Source organism: Acidimicrobiia bacterium (assembly GCA_029210695.1).
Lineage (GTDB): Bacteria > Actinomycetota > Acidimicrobiia > Spongiisociales > JAHEDJ01 > JAHEDJ01.
The window spans coordinates 1-18121 of record JARGFH010000063.1; the positions used below are offsets into that span (position 1 = coordinate 1).

Annotated in this window: 18 protein-coding genes; 4 read left to right on the top strand and 14 right to left on the bottom strand. The window is 63.6% G+C overall.

The annotated features are described in order from the left end of the window. The 11 genes from P1T08_15600 to P1T08_15650 form a co-directional block, all read right to left on the bottom strand. Positions 1-587, bottom strand: a 587-nt coding sequence (locus tag P1T08_15600) for a type IV secretory system conjugative DNA transfer family protein (GenBank protein ID MDF1597503.1), incomplete at its 3' end; no start/stop codon positions are given. Further along, positions 584-1042 carry a hypothetical protein gene (locus P1T08_15605; protein ID MDF1597504.1) on the bottom strand — a complete coding sequence of 153 codons (459 nt, stop codon included), beginning with the start codon at positions 1040-1042 and terminating at the stop codon, positions 584-586. The genes P1T08_15605 and P1T08_15600, both read right to left, overlap by 4 nt. Continuing rightward, entirely contained in the window at positions 1039-1356 is a 318-nt protein-coding gene (locus P1T08_15610) for a hypothetical protein (protein MDF1597505.1), read from the bottom strand. The genes P1T08_15605 and P1T08_15610 overlap by 4 nt, the downstream gene beginning before the upstream one ends. Before the next feature lie 13 nt (positions 1357-1369). After that, entirely contained in the window at positions 1370-2575 is a 1206-nt protein-coding gene (locus tag P1T08_15615; GenBank protein ID MDF1597506.1) for a peptidoglycan DD-metalloendopeptidase family protein, read from the bottom strand. Beyond that, positions 2572-4068: a hypothetical protein gene (locus P1T08_15620; GenBank protein ID MDF1597507.1), complete on the bottom strand. Its 1497-nt coding sequence runs from the start codon at positions 4066-4068 to the stop codon at positions 2572-2574. Before P1T08_15620 ends, P1T08_15615 begins: the two co-directional genes overlap by 4 nt. Further along, a complete protein-coding gene (locus tag P1T08_15625) occupies positions 4065-6572 on the bottom strand; it encodes an ATP-binding protein (protein MDF1597508.1) in 2508 nt (835 codons plus the stop codon). Before P1T08_15625 ends, P1T08_15620 begins: the two co-directional genes overlap by 4 nt. Then, positions 6565-6987 (bottom strand): hypothetical protein, encoded by a 423-nt coding sequence (locus tag P1T08_15630; protein MDF1597509.1) that lies wholly within the window; start codon positions 6985-6987, stop codon positions 6565-6567. Before P1T08_15630 ends, P1T08_15625 begins: the two co-directional genes overlap by 8 nt. Before the next feature lie 9 nt (positions 6988-6996). Continuing rightward, entirely contained in the window at positions 6997-7260 is a 264-nt protein-coding gene (locus tag P1T08_15635) for a hypothetical protein (GenBank protein MDF1597510.1), read from the bottom strand. Between the two features lie 13 nt (positions 7261-7273). After that, positions 7274-8203, bottom strand: coding sequence for a conjugal transfer protein (locus P1T08_15640; protein ID MDF1597511.1), 930 nt, complete (start codon positions 8201-8203; stop codon positions 7274-7276). Further along, entirely contained in the window at positions 8200-8523 is a 324-nt protein-coding gene (locus P1T08_15645) for a hypothetical protein (protein ID MDF1597512.1), read from the bottom strand. Before P1T08_15645 ends, P1T08_15640 begins: the two co-directional genes overlap by 4 nt. A 105-nt stretch (positions 8524-8628) precedes the next feature. Next, complete coding sequence (locus P1T08_15650; GenBank protein ID MDF1597513.1) at positions 8629-9378, bottom strand: hypothetical protein; 750 nt, start codon at positions 9376-9378, stop codon at positions 8629-8631. Between the two features lie 206 nt (positions 9379-9584). Between P1T08_15650 and P1T08_15655 the strand changes: the two genes are divergently transcribed. From P1T08_15655 to P1T08_15665, 3 genes are read left to right on the top strand one after another with little or no spacing between them, the layout of a single operon-like run. Beyond that, positions 9585-10928, top strand: coding sequence for an SIR2 family protein (locus P1T08_15655; protein MDF1597514.1), 1344 nt, complete (start codon positions 9585-9587; stop codon positions 10926-10928). Continuing rightward, positions 10925-11491 (top strand): hypothetical protein, encoded by a 567-nt coding sequence (locus tag P1T08_15660; protein ID MDF1597515.1) that lies wholly within the window; start codon positions 10925-10927, stop codon positions 11489-11491. The genes P1T08_15655 and P1T08_15660 overlap by 4 nt, the downstream gene beginning before the upstream one ends. Then, complete coding sequence (locus tag P1T08_15665; GenBank protein MDF1597516.1) at positions 11478-13616, top strand: AAA family ATPase; 2139 nt, start codon at positions 11478-11480, stop codon at positions 13614-13616. Before P1T08_15660 ends, P1T08_15665 begins: the two co-directional genes overlap by 14 nt. A gap of 487 nt (positions 13617-14103) precedes the next feature. Here P1T08_15665 and P1T08_15670 read toward each other — a convergent pair whose 3' ends face one another. From P1T08_15670 to P1T08_15680, 3 genes are all read right to left on the bottom strand, one after another. Continuing rightward, on the bottom strand, positions 14104-15171 hold the full coding sequence (locus tag P1T08_15670; GenBank protein MDF1597517.1) for a hypothetical protein: 1068 nt from the start codon (positions 15169-15171) through the stop codon (positions 14104-14106). A gap of 220 nt (positions 15172-15391) precedes the next feature. Next, positions 15392-15691 (bottom strand): tyrosine-type recombinase/integrase, encoded by a 300-nt coding sequence (locus P1T08_15675; GenBank protein ID MDF1597518.1) that lies wholly within the window; start codon positions 15689-15691, stop codon positions 15392-15394. A gap of 40 nt (positions 15692-15731) precedes the next feature. Continuing rightward, on the bottom strand, positions 15732-16772 hold the full coding sequence (locus P1T08_15680; protein MDF1597519.1) for an HTH domain-containing protein: 1041 nt from the start codon (positions 16770-16772) through the stop codon (positions 15732-15734). Positions 16773-17607: 835 nt separating this feature from the next. Here P1T08_15680 and P1T08_15685 point away from each other — a divergent pair. Beyond that, entirely contained in the window at positions 17608-17853 is a 246-nt protein-coding gene (locus tag P1T08_15685) for a hypothetical protein (GenBank protein MDF1597520.1), read from the top strand. The last annotated feature ends 268 nt before the right edge of the window (positions 17854-18121 follow it).

Genomic DNA, 18121 nt, shown 5'->3' on the forward strand with positions numbered 1-18121 from the left:
GTGTGTTCGAGGAGGTCGCCTTTGACGGAGGTGGCGATGACGGGTCCGTCCCATTCGAGGAGGGCGGGGATGGCGAATCCGGTGGTCTTGCCGGTGCCGGCCGGTCCGATGACAGCGACTGAGTGTTGGGCTTCGGTGGCGATGAGTCTTCGGTTGACGGTGCCGAGGGTGAGCCGTCCTGGCTGGGGTCGGCGGATCAGGAGGGGTTTGAGGTCTCGGGGTTTGGCCCATCGGGCCGATTCGCCGTTTGAGGAGTTCTGATGGCGGTCGTGCCAGCGGTAGCCGAGCGCACCGGCGCCAATCAGAACTGCCACGAGGAAGATGAGGGTGGCGTAGTAGGGGAGGGGGTCGGGGAGCAGGTCGCCGGCTGCAGGTGGCCATGCCTGGACCGGTTGTCCCGGGTTGACGATGAGCTTCCAGAGAATGAGCGGGCTCTCCAACAGGGGAACGTGCATCCAGGTGCCGTCCCAGAGGCGGGTGGCGACCTGGCCGGCGGTCCACACCATCAGGCAGGCTGCTATCAGGCCGCCGGTGATGATGGTGAGGATCTTCTCACCGTCAGGACTGTTCGGCGCCGGGTGGGTCATCGTTCGATACCCCACCGCCGTGCCGTCCGGTGTCGATTGTGTGGTTCGGTGATGAGGGTGCGCAGGAGTGGCGTTTGGCAGGCACCACAGCGACAGGCTCGTGGGGTGGGGTGGGTCCAACCGTCGGGCCAGTAGGGGATGGTGGTGGCACAAGGTGTGCAGAGGGCGTGGCTGCCGAGCAGCGGAATGAGGGTGTATTCACCGGCAACCGGGATCTGACTGTCGCAGAAGTCGCAGATCCAGAGGCTGTTGTCGTCGGGGACGCTGGTGATGATGACCACCCCGAGTCGTTCCATCTCTCCCCGGAACCCGGCTTCGGCTGCGACTCGGCGCCGGTAGGCCTCGCGATGGGCGGCGGGCCGGACGACGAACCGCAGATCGTCACGGCACGACTCACACAACCCCTGCGCCGTGAGGAGAGTTTCGGCGTCACAGCTCACACATGCGTCGCTCACCTTTCCACCCCCTGGCTGACGGCTCGTTGCCGGTGGGGCCGGTTGACGATCTCGGCGAAGAGGAGAAGTCCCGCTACTCGATCGTCGGCATCCAGTTGGTCCCACTGGTCGAGGACCATCTGGGCGAACCCGCCGACGGGATGTGAGTTCCCGTTGAGGGCGTGGGCGATGCTCTGTCGCTCGTCGTCGTCGAGGTGGAGCGAGCCATCGGAAGGGCCATCGTTGGAGGCCGTTAGGGAAGCGAAGGCGGCGGCGATCCGCCGCTTGCTGAGAATCTCGGTCGGGTCGATCGGCTGGCGTTGGACGGATGTCATCTGTCGGTTCCTTTCAGTGGGTACAGCCGCTGGTAGGTGCGCTGGCGGGGCTGAGCCCGATCCCGTTCCACCAGGCCTCGAGCGGACCTTGCGGGCAGAGCAGGGCACCGTCGGGGTTCCGGATCTGGAAGTGGAGGTGTGGGCCGCTGGAGTTGCCGGTATTGCCCGACGTCATGATCAGATGTCCGGCTGTCACCTCGGTTCCGGGTTCGACGGTCACTTGGGTGCCGTGGCAGTAGGTGTAGCTGTGGTTGTCGAGACCGGCGATGGTGATTCCCCAGCCGCACCGACAGGTTGGGCATGGCTCGTAGACGTTGCTGATGGTGCCGGGGTGGGCGGCGTAGACGGGGGTGCCTTCGGGTACGCCGAGGTCAGAGGCGGGGTAGTCGTGGTGATTCCGGCGGATCTCGTCGACGGTCACTGCGCTGACCGGCAGCGGGAAGGCGTACAGCTCGTCGGCGGTGACCGCGCCTTGGGTGAACTGAAAGGCTCGGTAGTAGTCGATCCACCTGGTGACGGTGGTGACGTACTCGGCGGAGTTGTTGTAGCGGCGGAGCGCTCGGGCGAGGTCGGTGGGGTTGGTGTAGTCGCCGGCGCTGGCGATGCAGAGGTGGGCGACGGTGCCGAGGGCGGCGTCGAACACGTTCTGCGGGTCGGCCGTGCCGTCGTTGTTGCCGTCCCGTCCGAAGGCACGCCACGATCCGGGGAGAAATTGTGCAGGCCCAACCGCACGGTCCCAGGTCGGGTCGCCGTCGAGGAGACCACCGTCTGAGTCGGGAATGACGGCAGTGCCTGGCTGTGAGCCGTCGAGGGTGACCCCATAGAGGGGCGGGGTCACCTGTCCGTCTGAGCCGACTGTCCGTCCACCGGTCGTCGCGTGATTGGACTCGACCTTCCAGATGCCGGCGATGACCGGCCAATCGACAACACAGCCGGAGGCGATGCTCGGCGCGTTGGTTTCGGCGGCAACGTAGGTGGAGAACACCACCGGCGGGATGCCGAGCGCTCCGCTGGCGGCGGCCGCCGGGCTGCCGACCACCATCGCCGCCACCCCGAGCACCATCACGAGGAGGAGGACGAGGCCCATGGGTGCGGTGACGAGCCCGAGGGTGATGACGATCCGCCACAGCAGCGATCCGTTGTTGTGTTCGGCGAGTTTGTCGGCGAGCTTTCGCTTGGCGAGATGGGTGGCGGCGCGGGCGACGAGTTGCCAGCTCACGCCGAGGTCCTCCGCTGAGCCTGCTGCCAGGCAACCGCCGCCAGGGCGGGCGCCGGTTGGTGTTTCTTGCGGGGCAAGGCTGGGATGTCGGTCGTGGTTTCGCGGATGGTGTGGGTGACGCCGAGCCCGGTGAGCCCTCCAGCCTGGTAGGGGCGGACCCAGGTGGCGCCGTGGGATCCGCCGATCCGGTTGCTTTCGAGTCGTTGGAGGGTGGAGTCGGCGAACCGTTGGGAGATGTCGAGGAGTTGGCGACGGCCGACCGCCATGACGGCCATGAAGAAGATCACCAGCAGGAACCGGGTCCACATGCCGCCAGATACGCCGAGAAGTCCGTTGAGACCGGTTACCAACAGGGCGAGGAAGACACCCATCACGATCACGAGCGCAACCACCCGCACGAGCGCGGCCACCCAATGCCACAGAAGGGCACGGCCGGCGCCGGGGAACAGCCCGGCGTAGAGGGCGATGGGCAGGAGAGCGATAAGGAACAGGGCCAGGCCCTTGGCCACTACCAGCGTGAAGGCGGTGACCATGAACAGCGCCAGCGCTGCGGCGGCGACCACCAGATACAGCAGAGCTCCGACCAGGCGCCCGACCGTGGCGTCGGCGTTGAAACTCGCTTGAGCATCGCATCCGGCGGCTTCCATCAGCTGTCGGGGGGTGTCATCGAACCCGTGCGGCCCTGAGATCAGTGCCTGGTTGCGGGCGTCCGCGCATGGACCCGCCGGGAGCGGTTGTCCCCAGTTGATGGTGTCGTAGGGGTCGCGAACGAACCCGGCCATCAACCCCCCGCTCACCCGATCGGATACATTTGCGCCTCGGTCGGTGCCGGCGGCGAGCGAGACGATCTCGGCTGAGATCCCCCCGGCGGTTTGCATCGCCCCGGTTACCGCGCCACCGAAGCCTGGTCCGGTAGTGACGTGGACGAGCACGGCGAACACGATGAGGGTGAGGGCGAACTCCCCGGCCCCCGCACCGACCTTGCCTCGCAGGAATTGCCAGCCCATGTAGAGGGCGGACACGACCAGTCCGAGGTGTGACAGTCGCATCGGTCCCAGCACTCGATCGTCCAACAGGTCGGCGACGGCGGTGGCTGCGTCCGTGAGCGCTCCTTCGATGATGAACCCGGTGGCGGCCTGGAGCAGCCAGATCGCCAGGGCGACAAGCATTTTGGCGATCGAGAAGACCAGATCGGTGGCGGTGCCGAGCGTGACGCAGCCGATGTCGCCGATGAGCCCGTCGTTGGCGCAGCCGATGTCGTAGCGGCCGATTCTGACGATTCCTTGGCTGTTGTCAGTTGGGTAGTCGGTGGGCGGATACAGCTCCTCACCCAGCTCGACGCCGGGGGAGGGCTCTTCGGTCTGGGCGTGGGCGGGGGGCGCCCAGGCCGCGGTGATGACGAGGGCGGCTAGTGCCAGTACGGCGATCCACCCCCAACCGTCCAATGCCAGCGATTGGCGACTGTGCTCCACCGTGTCTTGGTGGTGGCTCACGGCGCTGTCCCGTCGGCGGTGAGCTTCGAATCGTCTGGCTGGTGGTCGAGGGAGGGCCATGGTCCGACCGCCACCCGGCTGGCGCCGGGGGTGGTAGAGAAGGCGCTGACAATGTCGGGGTCGTCGGGTGCAGCGATGCGGACCAGCCCAAGACGTCCTGAGGGGTCCCGCATGAGACACTCGCCGGTCCCGAGCGATGTGATCGTCTCGACGTTGTCGTCACGCCCATCGGAGCCGAGGAAGCGGAGCGCGTCATCAGCGGTTCCGGGGGACTGGCGGAACACGATCCGGTAGCCCAACAGGGTGTCGACGTCTTCGGTGCCGCTTTCGGCGGTGAGGTCGCCGGGGAGTTGGCTGAATGCCCACACCGCTGCGAAGTGCTTGCGGCCGTCGCGGATCAGGTCCATCACGAGGGCGTGACCCTGAGCGCTCGCAGTCAGGGCGTGCGCCTCGTCCAGCAGCAGGGCGGCGAACCGGTCAGAGTGGCGGAAAAGCACCCGGCGGGAAAAGGCGGCGACCAGGTAGAGGATTGCCTGGCCGAGGAGTTCCTCGGGGAGCTGATCGTCCCGGGACACGTTGCGGCGGGGGAGGCGGAGGCCGGGGATGTGGAAGCACACGTAGTCGCCGTTGAGGTTGACGGCGGGTCCCGGGTCTCCGAACACCAACCGGCCGTAGGAGATCTCTGCGAGCGCCCGCAGCTTGTCGGCCACCTCACGACCCGGTCCGTCGGACGCTTCGAGGTCGTCGACTACATCTCGCAGCCTGGGGAGTTGACCGGTCTGCGCGGCCCGTTCGAGAGTGTGGTGGGCGGCCCGGTAGCAGAGAGTTCCGGCGACAGATCCCGGTGGAGTCGCGGTGAGGAGGGTGATGAACCCGACCCCGTAGCGGAGGCGTAGTTCGTCGTTGTCGAACACTGCGAACGGGTCGAGACCCACGGTGGCATCGGCGGAGATCTCCACCACCTGGGCGCTGCCTCCCACCATGTCGGCGACCCGACCGTATTCACCCTGCTCGGTGCGGTCGATGGCGACCACTTGGCCGCCCATCGCCACAGTGTTGCGGGCGAGGGTCTTGGCCAGGAAGCTCTTGCCTGCGCCGAGTTCGCCGATGGCGGCGAGCGATCCCGACCGGTTGAGGTCACGAGGCCCGTGAGCGGGATCCAGGAAGACGGGACGGGGCACAAGCCCGTCGAGGGAGTACCCGAGAAGCATCCCGCCGGGGTCGCCGACACCCGATCCGGCGAACGGCATCGCCGAGGCCAGACCGTCAGGCAGTAGGTCCTGGCCGTACTCGCGAACCACCGGCAGTACCGGCCCTCCGGGGAGCATCGAGGTGAAACATGCCAGCTGAGCGCCGGTGGGCCGGTAGAAGTTGAACTCGGCGGCCCGAAACGCCGACTCCAAGATCGCGATCCGGTGTTCGAGTTCGGCGAGGTCTCGGTGGGCGACGGCCACGGTGGTCGTCGCCCGCAACGCTGGGAGCGCCGGATTGGACTCGAGGCGAGCCCGATGCTCGTCGACCGCGTCGGTGGCGGCGGCCAGGGTGGTGGCCGGGCCGGCCGGGTCACCGCCCGGTTCGGCGAGCTGGCCGACCAGGTTCCGCTTTGCTCGTAGCGCCCGGCGGCGGGCGGCCTGGTTGTCGACCCGTTCGATCCGTATCGCCCAGTCCACCGGGTAGGGGAGTTGATCGTCCAGATGCCACAGCCACTCCCCGGACCCATACGGGAAGGTCCACGCCGCTGGGGTTTCGCCCAGGCACGAGAACGCCTGATGGCCGATCCCGTGGTCGGGGTCTTCGACGGTGAGGTACCGCCAATGCGACGGACGATTCGGATCGGTGCGGCGGCCACCCTCGAAGTAGACGGCGTCACGATCCAGTCGAACTACCGACGGACGATCAGCGCTGTTGTCATTCGGGAGGGGCAGGTCGAGGAGCCCTCGGAGCACGGCTCGCTCATACAGCCAGCGCACCTGGCCGGCGTCGAGGGGTCGGAGACGGAGATGCTGTGACAGCTGGTCTGCCAGCGAACTCGCCTGTCCCATCGCCACAGCAACTCGACGCTGCCCCACAACCGATGGAGGTGTCCCGAAGGCAAATCCCAGCTCCGAGGCCGCCGCCCGGAGCCGGTCCACCATGCGGCGCCCGCTGCTCGTGTCAGGGAGTTGGACGGCGAGGAACCAGCGGCGCTCAGACATCGACTCCGAAGCCAGCCGATTCGCCGCGCGTCGCGCAGTACCCGCCCAGCCAGGCGATCGCCCGTGGTCCTCGCCACGGATCCGCTGCTCGAGTTCGTCCCGTGAGAGCCTGCGGGCGATCGACAGGATCAGCGAATGAGTCGGGAGGCCGAGGAGGGCGGAGGTGGTGCGGGCATGCACCTCCCGGGCATCACGAACCGACCGATGCGGATAGGGGAATGGTTGCACCTCGAAGCACGCCCACACGGCACCGTGTGCACCCCACACGAGATGACCGGTGATGCCGCGCACGGGCAGCGGATTACCCATCCGCCCGCCTCCTCAGACTCATCGGGGCCGACACGATCACTATGCCGATGTGGTTGCCTCGGGTCGGCCGTGGTTGCGTGACGGGTGTGCCGTTGCGGACTCCGTGTCTGCATCCAGGCGACAGGATCACGTTGGCGAGACCAGCGGCGACCAGGAAGGGGGAGCGGCCTTCGATTCGCCAATGCCTGACCGCCCACCCCGACCCCGCTATCAGCAGCGTGAAGAAGGCCAGGTTTCCGACCGCTCCCATGTGCGCCCACACCGGTCGTGTCGCCAACAGCAGCCCGCTCATCCCTGCGACCGCCCCCAGTTGAGAGGCCGAAAGGGCCCACGGGAGTCGCCATCCGGCAACGTGTCCGATGATCACCGGGTGACGGAGGGCCTGTGTGTACGAGTGGTAGACGTCGACGTCCATCGCCCGCACCTACAGCGACCCATCGGCCGATACGAAAATCGTGTGGGCGGGCGGGGCGAGGGCGCCGACGTCTTCGGCTACCTTGTTCTGTAGCCAGTCGGTGGCGTTTATGGCGAACAGGACGATGGCGGCCAGGATGATCACTCCGATCACGGCCGACACGGTCCGCTTCACCAGCCACGACCACAAGATCATTCCGATGGCGATCAACACCGCCGCCCCGATCGCCAGGTTGGTCAAGTTCCCGACCACGGTTTCTGCTGTCTGGATCATTCGAGTCCGCCTCTCAGTTGGTTTCCGACGATGCGACAGGTGGTGCCGACAAGAGCTCCGATACCTCCCAGCGGCCGTCCCGCTGTTCGACAACGAGGGCGTACTCGAGAATCTGAGCCCGGCCGGCGATGTCAGTCGCTCGGACAACCACCGCCACCTCGGTCCGACCGCCTGACGTTTCGGCCATCCCTGCCTGGAGGATCTCGACACTCGAGAACGGCGTCGGCCGGACCGGGACTATGGGCGAAGACGGGGAGGTGTACCGGGTGAGCTCGCCGTCCCCCGCCAGATAGGCAGCCAGGAAGCGCGACAGCATCTCCTCCAGCCCGGGTGTCGCATCGAGTCCGTCCACGTGATCGATCAGCAGGTCCGGGGCAGTGGCCCCGCCGGGTGCCGGCATGAGGGTCGGCAGGCCGGTGATGGCCCATCCAGTTGTCGTCTCGGCCACTCCAACCGAGTAGAAGCGGGTGCCTGCCGGAATCCATTTGGGCTGACCGTCGGCGTCGCTTTCGGCGGCGACAACCTCCGCAGCCACCGCCACCGCGTAGTAGCCAGGGGCGACCTCCGAGGCGCCAAGGCTTGTCGTCCTCGTCGCCGACCACGATCCGCTCTCGACTTCATCCAACGAGACGTTGTTCAGGAAGGGACCGAGCGAATCGGTCGATCCCTCGCCGGCACTGAGATAGGTGGCGATGAACAGCTCCGCGAAACCCTCGGCTCCAGCCGTCTCGGGGGGTATCTCGACCCTGGCCTCGATGTTGACGAGGTCGAGTCGTTCGCTGAGTGACGACAGCTGTGTTGCCACTAGAAAAGCGGTGACCGGACCTGAGATCACCAGGAACCACAGGACGAGGTGCATGGCCCGGACGGTCAGCACCGGATTCCATCCCCGGCGAGCGGACGGTCGACTGGCGATCGCCTCCTGATGGTCCTCGGAGGTCATCGGATCCCCCTTGACTGATCCATGACGCCACAGCGTCGAAGTTGCTGTGAAGCCATCTGACGGCGCAATGCCTCAACTCGGGCGTACTCGGCTCTCCAGTAGCCGTCCTCGAAGAAGCCCACCACCCGGCCGGCAAGTTCGCGGGACGGCAACGTTCCGCCAGTACTCAGGAGGTCGTCGAGCAGATCACACCAGATGTCCCAACCGGCCCGGATCTGGCTGTCCAGCTCGACGTCGGTCAGCGTGCGGGCGTCACCGTCTGACTGGGTGACCTTGAGACCGAGCTTTCGGTCCCTGGGTTGCTGTGAGAAAGCTTGCATATTTCCTCCACTCGGTCAGTGATCGGGGTCGGTCGTCATGGCCGATCGCAGGCATAAGGGGCGGGCGGGGGAGCGGGACGCGACAGGCTCTCGAACTCCATGTGGTCACCGAGCCAGGGTCAGGCCTTGGCGAACACGACGCTCGGCCCGCAGCCTTCGCTGTCGCAGCGTCTGGGGATCCACGTCCTCGGCGGCAGCCAGCTCATCGACCGAGACCCCAGCAACCCGGGTCATCACCACCAGGCGAGCCTCCCCCTCCCGAACCCGCCCTCGTTCACGAACCCACTCGACGAGTTGCTCAACCTCCTTCTCCTCGGACGGGCCGTCGGTGCACTGGTCGCGGACTTCGAGGTGCCTGTAGTCGTCGACGAACACGACAGGTTCCGATCTAGCACGAACTGCTGAGCGCAGGACTCGACGCCTCGTGTTCGTATAGATCCGGAAGCTCGGTGGTGTTCCTGCCGGCTCGGTGGCACACCAGGAGATGACGTCCAAGGCCGTGGCTACGACCCGGGCGGCTCGTTCCTCTGTATCCCACCCGCGGATCCCGTTGATAAGGCTTTTCAACCCCGGGAGCACAACTTGGAGCGCGACTCGGCTGGCCAGTCCGTCGCCGGTGGCTCGCTCGAGCAGAGCAGCGAGAACCTGATCCCGCTCCGCCCAACTCGACACATCGCACCTCTGCGCAGTGGAAACAAGACGGTCACCGTCATCGAATGCGAGTCGGTCGTCATCGGCTGACCAACTGGCCAGTCGATCTCGCAACCAGCGCGACTCGGACAGGATCCGCCACTCCGCATCAAGGCGACGAATCAGCTCAGTGTCGGCCGCCCGTGCTGGGGCTCTCGACCCCATTGGCCGCTCCTCTCGTGCATGTCACGAGGTGGAGCGTGCGCCGCAACCCTGTCAGCAGAGTGTTAGCAACCCTGTCAGCAGAGTGTTAGCAACCCTGTCATCTGAGTGTTCACCGGCTCGGCAGGATCTGGTGCAGCTTGTTTCTCTTGTTCGGATCGCCGCACGGCAAACGCGGCCGGAACCCAGCTCCGTCTAGGCTGAACGGCATGTATGCAGCTGGTCCGATGGGGGCAGGACAGCCACCCTATGCCCTGGCATTGGCCGATGTCGCGAAGCGTGGCCGTCTCGTGGTCTACACGGGCGCTGGACTTAGTCGGGGTCATCCAACGGATATCCCGGCTGGCGCCGAGGTGGCCCGTCGTTGCCATGAGCGGCTGGTCGATCTGCTCGGAGCCGATGCGCTGGATGGCGCAGACTCTTCGAACCTGACGTCAGTCGCAGACGTCGTGGCGGCTCTTGATGGTGGCCTCGATCTACTACGACGGACGGCTGTCGGCGTGGCTGAGTTCACAACGGCCGATCCCAACTTCGGTCACGAAGCCCTTGCGCTGCTCCTTCTCGAAGGTCTTGTCTCGACTATCACTACCAATTGGGATGACTGTATAGAACGTGCCGGGGGCGCTGAGCGCGTGCTGGCCGTCATCTCGGACCAGGATCGTCAACAGATTCACGCGCCTGCCCTTCTGAAGGTTCACGGCTGCGCAACCCGGCCTGATACGGTTCTTCTGACCAGTAAGGACCTGACGAACCCCCCGGTGTGGGTCCGAGATGAGATAAATGCCCGTCTTGCTGACTCACATGTGGTTTTTGTTGGCATCGGGGATGTTGCGGGGTACGTTCGGTCACGGATCGAAGAGGCTGCCGAGGCCGTTGGCGCGGGTGGCGCTATATATGTCGTATCGCCGAGTGTTGACAACAATTGGGATGAGAGCCAGTGGGCTGAGGTCCTGCCGGATCATCCGGCAGAACGCCGGTTTGGGCTGACTGCTGATGAGTTCCTTGATGGGTTGGCAGCGGCGTGTGTTCGGCTGCTTCTTCGAGAGATAGCTGAGGCAATCGAGGAGCAGAGTGAGGCCCTGGCCGCATTCAACAGGGCGCGCGGTGCTTTCGAAGTTGTCACTCCTTTGGACGCCCTCCGATGGCTCCGGGCCTGTGCAGTTCCGAGGCAACCGGGTCACTCGGTACTTCGTCAACAGTCCTTCACGTCGGCGCTTATCGCATTGGGTGTGCTTGGCCCCGATGATGTCGAGTTGCACCCACTCGGTCGTGCGATCACGAACGGCTCGGTGTACGAGGTTCTCGTCGGTGTTGGGAATATCACAGCTTCGAGATGTCGCCGTGAGGCGGAATCTCGCCTAATCAAATACCGGTCGGAGGGCGGCGATACCGCAACGAGCCCGACCTTTCTCGTTGCTGGAGCTGTGGGTCGGTTCACTAGTCCTGGAGGGCTGGAGCAGTCTGTGCTCGGTGACTCGGACCCCAGAGATTTGGTATCGGGGCCGCTGACGGTCTCGCCAACCCTCATTCGCGCAGAGGACCTGGCTGCATGATGGCCGAACCCACATTCCGAGCCGATCCGGATCTTGCGGCAATAGCGAGAGAGGTTCTATCCACCGAAGGCTTTGCCCACGAATCGATTGGCGAGGCAGCAGCCGGAATCCTTCTCGCGGAGAATCGTTACTTCATCATCGCTCTTGCGGCTACGCCCACCATCAGCGACCTCTTGATCGCTGAGCCCATTGTCGAGCGAACCGTGAGTGAACGCATCGAGGCCGCCAACGTGGGTCCGAAGCTGTGGGATGCCTACGTTGTGCTGCTCACTCAGGAACGCCCGTCAGAAGAAGGGTCAGCGTCCCGGCCGCTCTTTGGCATCAACTATGACACTCGTGGGTTCAGGCGGATCGCTCGGGCGGGGGTCGAGCCCACAATCCGCGGTGTTCGGAATGCCCTCACCCCATTTGTCCAACCAGTGCGACTGGAGGACGCCGGTCTTATGGACGATCCTTTCGATTCCCTGGCCACCGCCCTCGTTAAGCATGGGATTGAGCCGGAGCTAGCTTCACGTTCCGTAGAGATCTTCCAGCAGGGCGGAAGGATCGATGATGCGCTCTGACGTTCGTCTGGTGGGACTTGCTGTCGAATCGTTCCGCGGATTCCGCGATCGTCGGGAGTTTGACCTCGACGCATCGACAGTTGTCATCACCGGTCCGAACGGAACCGGAAAGACGAGCTTCTTCGACGCAATGCAGTGGGTATTACTCGGGTCGATTGAGCGCTTGGAGGGCCTCCGGGCCCGAAAGAACGTCGAACACGTCGTAAGCAGATACCGACCGGGTGGCCGAGCGCGAGTAGAACTCACGCTCGTCTTCGAGGGTAGAGAAATCACCGTTGCCCGCACAGGGGACTATCGAGACAGCACGCTGGAAGTGCGAGGCGCCAACACAAAACCGCTGTTTGGCGATGCCGCACGGGATTGGCTGGGAGAGTGCCTCGTTCCGACCGAGCCCTACTCTCTTGCAATGGCCCTGACCACGTGTGGCCTTCTTCAGCAGGACGTCATGAGATCAGTGCTAGAAGCCAAACCAGCAGACCGATACGCACACATAACCACGGTCCTCGGGCTCCTAGGGCTTGAGGATTACGAGGACGCCGTCCGAGTCACGGCCAAAGAGGCCAACGATCAGAATGGGAACGCGCAGCACGATGTTGAAAGGGCTCGGGGCGCGGTCGAGACGGCATCCGCCATCCTCGAAACGCTCGAACAGCGCGCACTCCAACGTATCTCCGTGACTGTGGCTCGCTCCGAGATTGACCGCCAAGTGGCAGAGATGCCTGACTCAGTGAGCGTGACTCTTCCCAGCGCTTTGGACCTCGAGGCCGTATCCGAGCTAGCCCGCAGGTGTCACGAGCTAGTCGACCGATTCACAGGGTTCGTGCTCGCCGGGACGGAGATCGAGAGCGACCGGAACAACCTCCAGCCGGCGGTCGGAGACGACCAGATCCGCGAGCTTCAAAGCGGCGTTGATGCCGCCAGTGCTGCTCTGGAGACGGAATTGGCCGAACAGGAAAAGGCGCTCTCGCTTCTCACGGCTGCCGAGCAGTCGAGCGAGGAGATCTTGCGCCTCGCCGCAGCAGCACTCCCACAGCTGACTTCGCATTGTCCCGTTTGCGGCCAGTCGATCGACCCTGATTCTGTGGCAGAGCGGCTCCGAAGCATCGCAGGAGACAGTTCGACGCTCATAGAACTGCGCGCATCGGTCGAGAGCAGGTCTGCTCAGGTCGATGCAATGACGGTCGAGCGGGACAAACGCCAGTCCGAACTCGACAAGGCACAAGAGATCAACCGACAATGGGAGATGCTGCGTCGGCGGCATGTCCGGCTCGCCGATGAGCTGAACGAGAGCGAACTCGTCCAGGGTGTCCCCATAGCTGTAAGCCTTCTGACGCTCGAGTCGGTGGTCCTTGATGGTCCCGCGGTCACAGATTCGCTAGCTCGACTTGGTTCAGCTCTCGAACGCTACGCAGAAATCGCCCAGGAATCCCAGTCGGCAGGTGAGATCGATCGTGCAAGAGCAGAGCTGGCTAGCGCAAATCAGGCACTTGATGAGAGGACCACACACGGGGCTCGCCTTGCGACGCGCGCGGCAAGGCTGAAGCAACTGGCAGACGCCACGGCGAAGGCGCGCGTCGACGTTACCAAAGCGAGGTTTGAGGCGATCGAGCCTTTGGTTTCGGATATCTACAGCCGGCTCGATCCGCACCCAGCGTTCAAGATGATCGGGTTTGAACATGACACGTACTACGGAAAAGGGACCTCTAGCCCCGTGGTGCGTGATCTTGTGGCCGGAGTTGACGCCGATCCTCTGATCGTTTTCTCTGCGTCGCAGGCCAACATTGCCGCTCTGTCGTACTTCCTGGCGATGAGCTTGGGCGCAGGCGAACGCGCCCTGCCGTTCGTGCTCTTGGATGACCCGCTCCAGTCAATGGACGATGTAAATGTGCTCGGATTCGCCGATCTATGCCGATTCGTCCGTTCGGAACGTCAGCTCATGATCTCGACGCACGACCGGCGATTCGCAAACCTGCTCCGCAGAAAGCTGACTCCCCGCACATCGCAGGATCGCACGATCGTCTACGAGTTCGGTGGCTGGGACCGCAGTGGCCCTTCAGTGACCATTGAGTCGCTTGAGGATGAGCTACAGGATTCGCCGCTGCGTTTGCTGGCGTCATCCGCATAGGTCTGTGACCACGGCCGGCCATTCGCGATTCCCGCGCTCCGCGATCGATGTCGTGTTAAACGGCCTCTGAACAGGCAGTACGCGGGTTTCCCCTGGTAGTGGCAACCCCTAAGTTCGGGATCATAACCCGGTGGTCACACGTTCGGCCTTCGCTCCCGGCGGCGAGCAGTGGGGAACGATCCTCTTCCGCTCTAGTGGTCTGTCTGCTATTTGATGACCGGGGTAGGCAGTGCCACGAACCCTGCCACAGCGGGGATCGTCCGGCAGGAGACCAAGTCACCAAATCCGCGACGGACCACTAGCGCCGTCGACGGCACGGACCGAATCGCCGTTTGCGGGGGCCGGGGCGGAGTCCACCGACAATATCGCATATCCGTGCGATGAGGTTTCATGAGCATCGCTCGGCGCCCGGCGCCCGGCCGCTTTAACGTCGTGCTGTCGGAACAAGGCTCGGCGGCTTGCCGAATGTGGCGACCGAGGGACACCACTACCTGCGACTGCGACGCTCGGAGCCTCCCCAGAATGCTGCGCTTGCTGCGATCGAGACGCCAACGCCAAACAGCAGGGTTCCGATCTGAAGGCGCCATCGAGCCGCGTTCTCCTCTCCCTGATCCAGTAGCTCGAAACGAGGCGGCAGTGAGAAGCCACCCGTGCTTTCCCACTTGAGAGTCACGGTCGAGGCCAACGGCGGATCAGCGCTGACCACCCGCGCTCCTACAGCAAGCGAACCGTCTTCCGTGTAGGGCTCATAGTCAGCGATGAGCGAAACAGGCAAGGGGCGGACGTCTACGTCGGACAGCGAGTCGCCGCCAACTGCGACCACGATCGGGCCGGCTCCAACAAGCCTGCCGTTGTGCTCTTCGACCCAAGAGGCGGCGACGGCTGTCTCAATCTGAAGTCGAACTGCGTACCGCTTCTGCTCGAGTTTGAAGGAGCACTCGGGTCCAGCCATGAGCAACTGTCCGACTTCAGCCGCGCTTCTCGACTCAGTCACGGTCGGTTCCGAGCCTTCGATCATGAAGTAGGAAGCTGCAACTCTCTCCCCGATGAGCACCTGTGCCTCGTCTAAGGCGAAGTCTGACTCCCGGCATTCGTAGTCGGACATGGCGATCGCTAGATCTGGCTCCGCCGCCTCAAGGTCAAGTCGGAGTGGCGCATCCGGCCCGGATCGGTAATACGCCCCACTCAGGACCTGCGCTACGTCAAACACGAGCAGCCCCACTTGAGCAGAGGGACCAGAGGCAGCCAACGTTGAGCCCTCTGGAAACGAGGCGGTGACAATTAGGCGAGTACCGCCTGGATCCCAGTCGGGATGTGGAGTGTGCACGGATCGGTGTGACACTCGGGCGCCGGCGAGGTCTCTCAGAACCGAAAGGTTGCCAGGCAACTCCTCGATGGTTGGCGACACGGGCATCGATGGGTCGTGCATAGGCGCAAAAGAAACCGAAACCTCTGCATCAGAGGCGGCGACTCTTGGGTCATCGCTCACCACGGCCACGAGCAGGATCGGGCGGTCTGATTCGCCCAAGAGCACACTCTGCGGGAGAGCACTCACGGCTACAAGAGCGGACCCAAGGGTGAGCAGGGTGCCCGCGAGCACCCAATACCAGCGAATTCGGTTGGGGCTACGTGACGTCCTCGGAGGCGTGTGGCCCCCAGGCACATGCGGATGGTGTGACCGATTGCTTTCCAACCCCCGATGGTTCAGGTATCGAGAGATGGCAGCGACCAGAATCACAGCGCATGCTGCCACGGTGACTTCCAGCCGAGGTCGTCTAAACCGCATTCTGATCAGCCCCTCTTACTCCACCCACCTGTCCCTTCACCTCGGTCAGTGCTTCATCGACACGCAGCTGGCGGCGGAGCATGTTGAGCCGATTCTCTTTCAAACCGAGGAGCTCACCAGATCGGAGACCGGTGTATGCGGCGGTGAGTACCAGCGCCCGGTACCGGGGGTCGATGGCGTCAGCCAGCTTCTCGATCTCATCGGGCGAGAGGAACCGCATCTCCTCCCGGATGTCCTTCGGCAGCTTGATTCCTCGGCACGGCGAGTGTGCGATCAGATCTGAGGACACTGCCGCATCGAAAACGGCGCTCAGCAGTTGATTCGCTTGGTCAACTACCAGTGTGGTATTCCTCTCCTTCGACCAACGATACAAGTCCACCATCGACGACCTCTGCGACGGTGTGTTCGGTTCTCGCCACGCCGATTTCGTATCGAACTAGCAGGTCCACCAGCTCGTCGCCAGTCACGATGGCGATGTGGGTAGCGCCTGGTCGCTCTGCTTCGGTAGTCGCTCCCTTGCTGAACCCGCTCGCAGTGATGAGCATCCCGTGCTCCTCCGCGCCGAGGCTCCCGCGTAATTGCTGCACTGCAGGAGCCTGCACGTTGGCCTTCCAGCGTTTGGCTTGCACAGCCATCCGGATCGGGAGCACACCGTCGATGATCAGATTGCCTCGAACGTCGATCCCCCCATCGTTGGAGAGTGGTGTCACTTCGACAGAGTCGAAGCCCATCTCGGCGAGCAGAAGGCCGATCAGCTCTTCGAAGCCTTTCGGGCTCAGATTGAGTAGCTCAGTGCGAAGCTGTCTCCGGACCACCTTGTTGTGCTCGGCGACTGTGCGGGCTACACCCTTCGGCGTCCACTTCCAGAGGCCGACCATGCCCTTGCCATGCTTGACGAAGCGTGGGTCATCACTCCTCTGAGTCCTGCGCTTGATCTCGGTGAGGATCTGCGCATACATCGTCGCTTCGGGAGTCGCCCCCTTTGTTACGAGGATTCCTTCGCTGAGCGCCCGGTCGGTGATCTCCCGATAATGCATGGGCTTGCGGTCGGCGAAGATATCCAAGATGTACTCCGCCGAGTCGGTGAAGGACATTGTGGTGTTCCCGCCCGGAGTCCCAACATTGTCTGGAGACTCGCTGCCGGCCGTGACGTATTGGGTCAGGTGGAACACGCCAGGCGTCACCCGCGTGAACTGTGATGTCACGCCTTTGTTCTTGATATCCGTCGCTATCCGGGCGTTGACTGTGGCTTCAGGGGTCTTGCCCTTCGTGGACCAGAGTCCTCGGTTAAGGAGCTCATTGGTGATGTCGCGGTAGTGAAGTGGACCGGTCTCCTTGAGGATGTGCGCAACGCTGTCGAGTAAGGGCAACTGGAACTCCTGTTTACCTACGACACAAGTTAGCAATCAGTCGCTACGGGCCTGGGAGCGCTTTCTGTCCTGGATGGTGACCTGACACAAATCCGACACAGACGAGCGCGAAACAGTGCTAAACGGCGAAGCCGAGCGAAGCGCGAAATCCCTGTTCAGAATACGTTTCTGGCTAAACTCCCAGGTCAGCGAAACCCCCTGATATGCCTGAACACGGCAGAGGTCACTGGTTCGATCCCAGTAGCGCCCACCACACGAAACTGCCTGTCAGACATGGAAAACCCCAGGCCAGAGGCTAAATCCGACCGACCGAACCCTCCGCCAGTTCGTCGCCTCCGACAGCGTGAAGTCGCTTCAGATAGTGCGGTTCCGCGGACACTCCGCGGACACCCGGGACGAGTCAGAATGGGTCGGGACGCGTACAAACGCGGCGAGAGTGCCGCGGGTGGAAATCGCCGGGCTCGACGTGAGGTGTGGATGCCGCACACAGCGGCAGATTGGTCCACGCCGCCAACCTACCGGATAGAAGCATCGCTGTTTCAGAATCTGGGCTTGTCCCAGTCCTAGCGTTTACTCGGAGACGGTGGGGTAGGTTCCCAGAAGATCGGGCACGAGCTCAAGGAGTGGATCGTCATGTGCCAGGTCAACATTCGACGGGTGCTCGCGCATGATTCGCTCAGTCACGCTTGCAGAGATTCCAAGCTTTCGACACGTCGAGACCTTCGTCGACCCCCGTCCGTCGATGAGCTGTCGCGCTGCTGTGGCATAACGGGCCTCACGCAATTGTCCCTGCTCTTCTTCTATCCACGAGATCGCTCGACATCAACACCGGCCAATGAATCACCTCAGGTTGATTCGAGAGATATGGATCAAGTATTTCGGCACGTCGGCTGCGGCGGCTGGCGAATCCGAGTCGATCACGTTCAAGGGCCGTCATCTGCTCGAGGATCGTCGCGGCGATCTGTTCAATCTCAACTTCCGCTCTTTCGCGTTGCCCCGTCGAGTAGACCAGGCTCCAAACCTCATTGGGGACTCTTCGCCGCACTCGACCTTCCTTCGGTCGATCGAGGGGGTCTTCTAGTGTCGGCTCCGAGATGGCAGGGTCTGGGGGAATCGGAACCGTCGGGCTGCAAATACGTTTCGCGCCTTGAGGAAGCGCCTAGATTCCTGTCAATGCCTGATGTGATAATTGATGAGAGGACCCTGGCGGGTTGGCTCGGTGGACCCACGGAGATCCGCGCCCGGAGTTTGGTGGAGCGAGGTGACTCTCCACTAGTGGTCTGTCGCTGAAATGGCGAACCGGTGTAGTGTTGGGGGATGGTTGCTACTGCTGAAGCGTTGCGGATGTC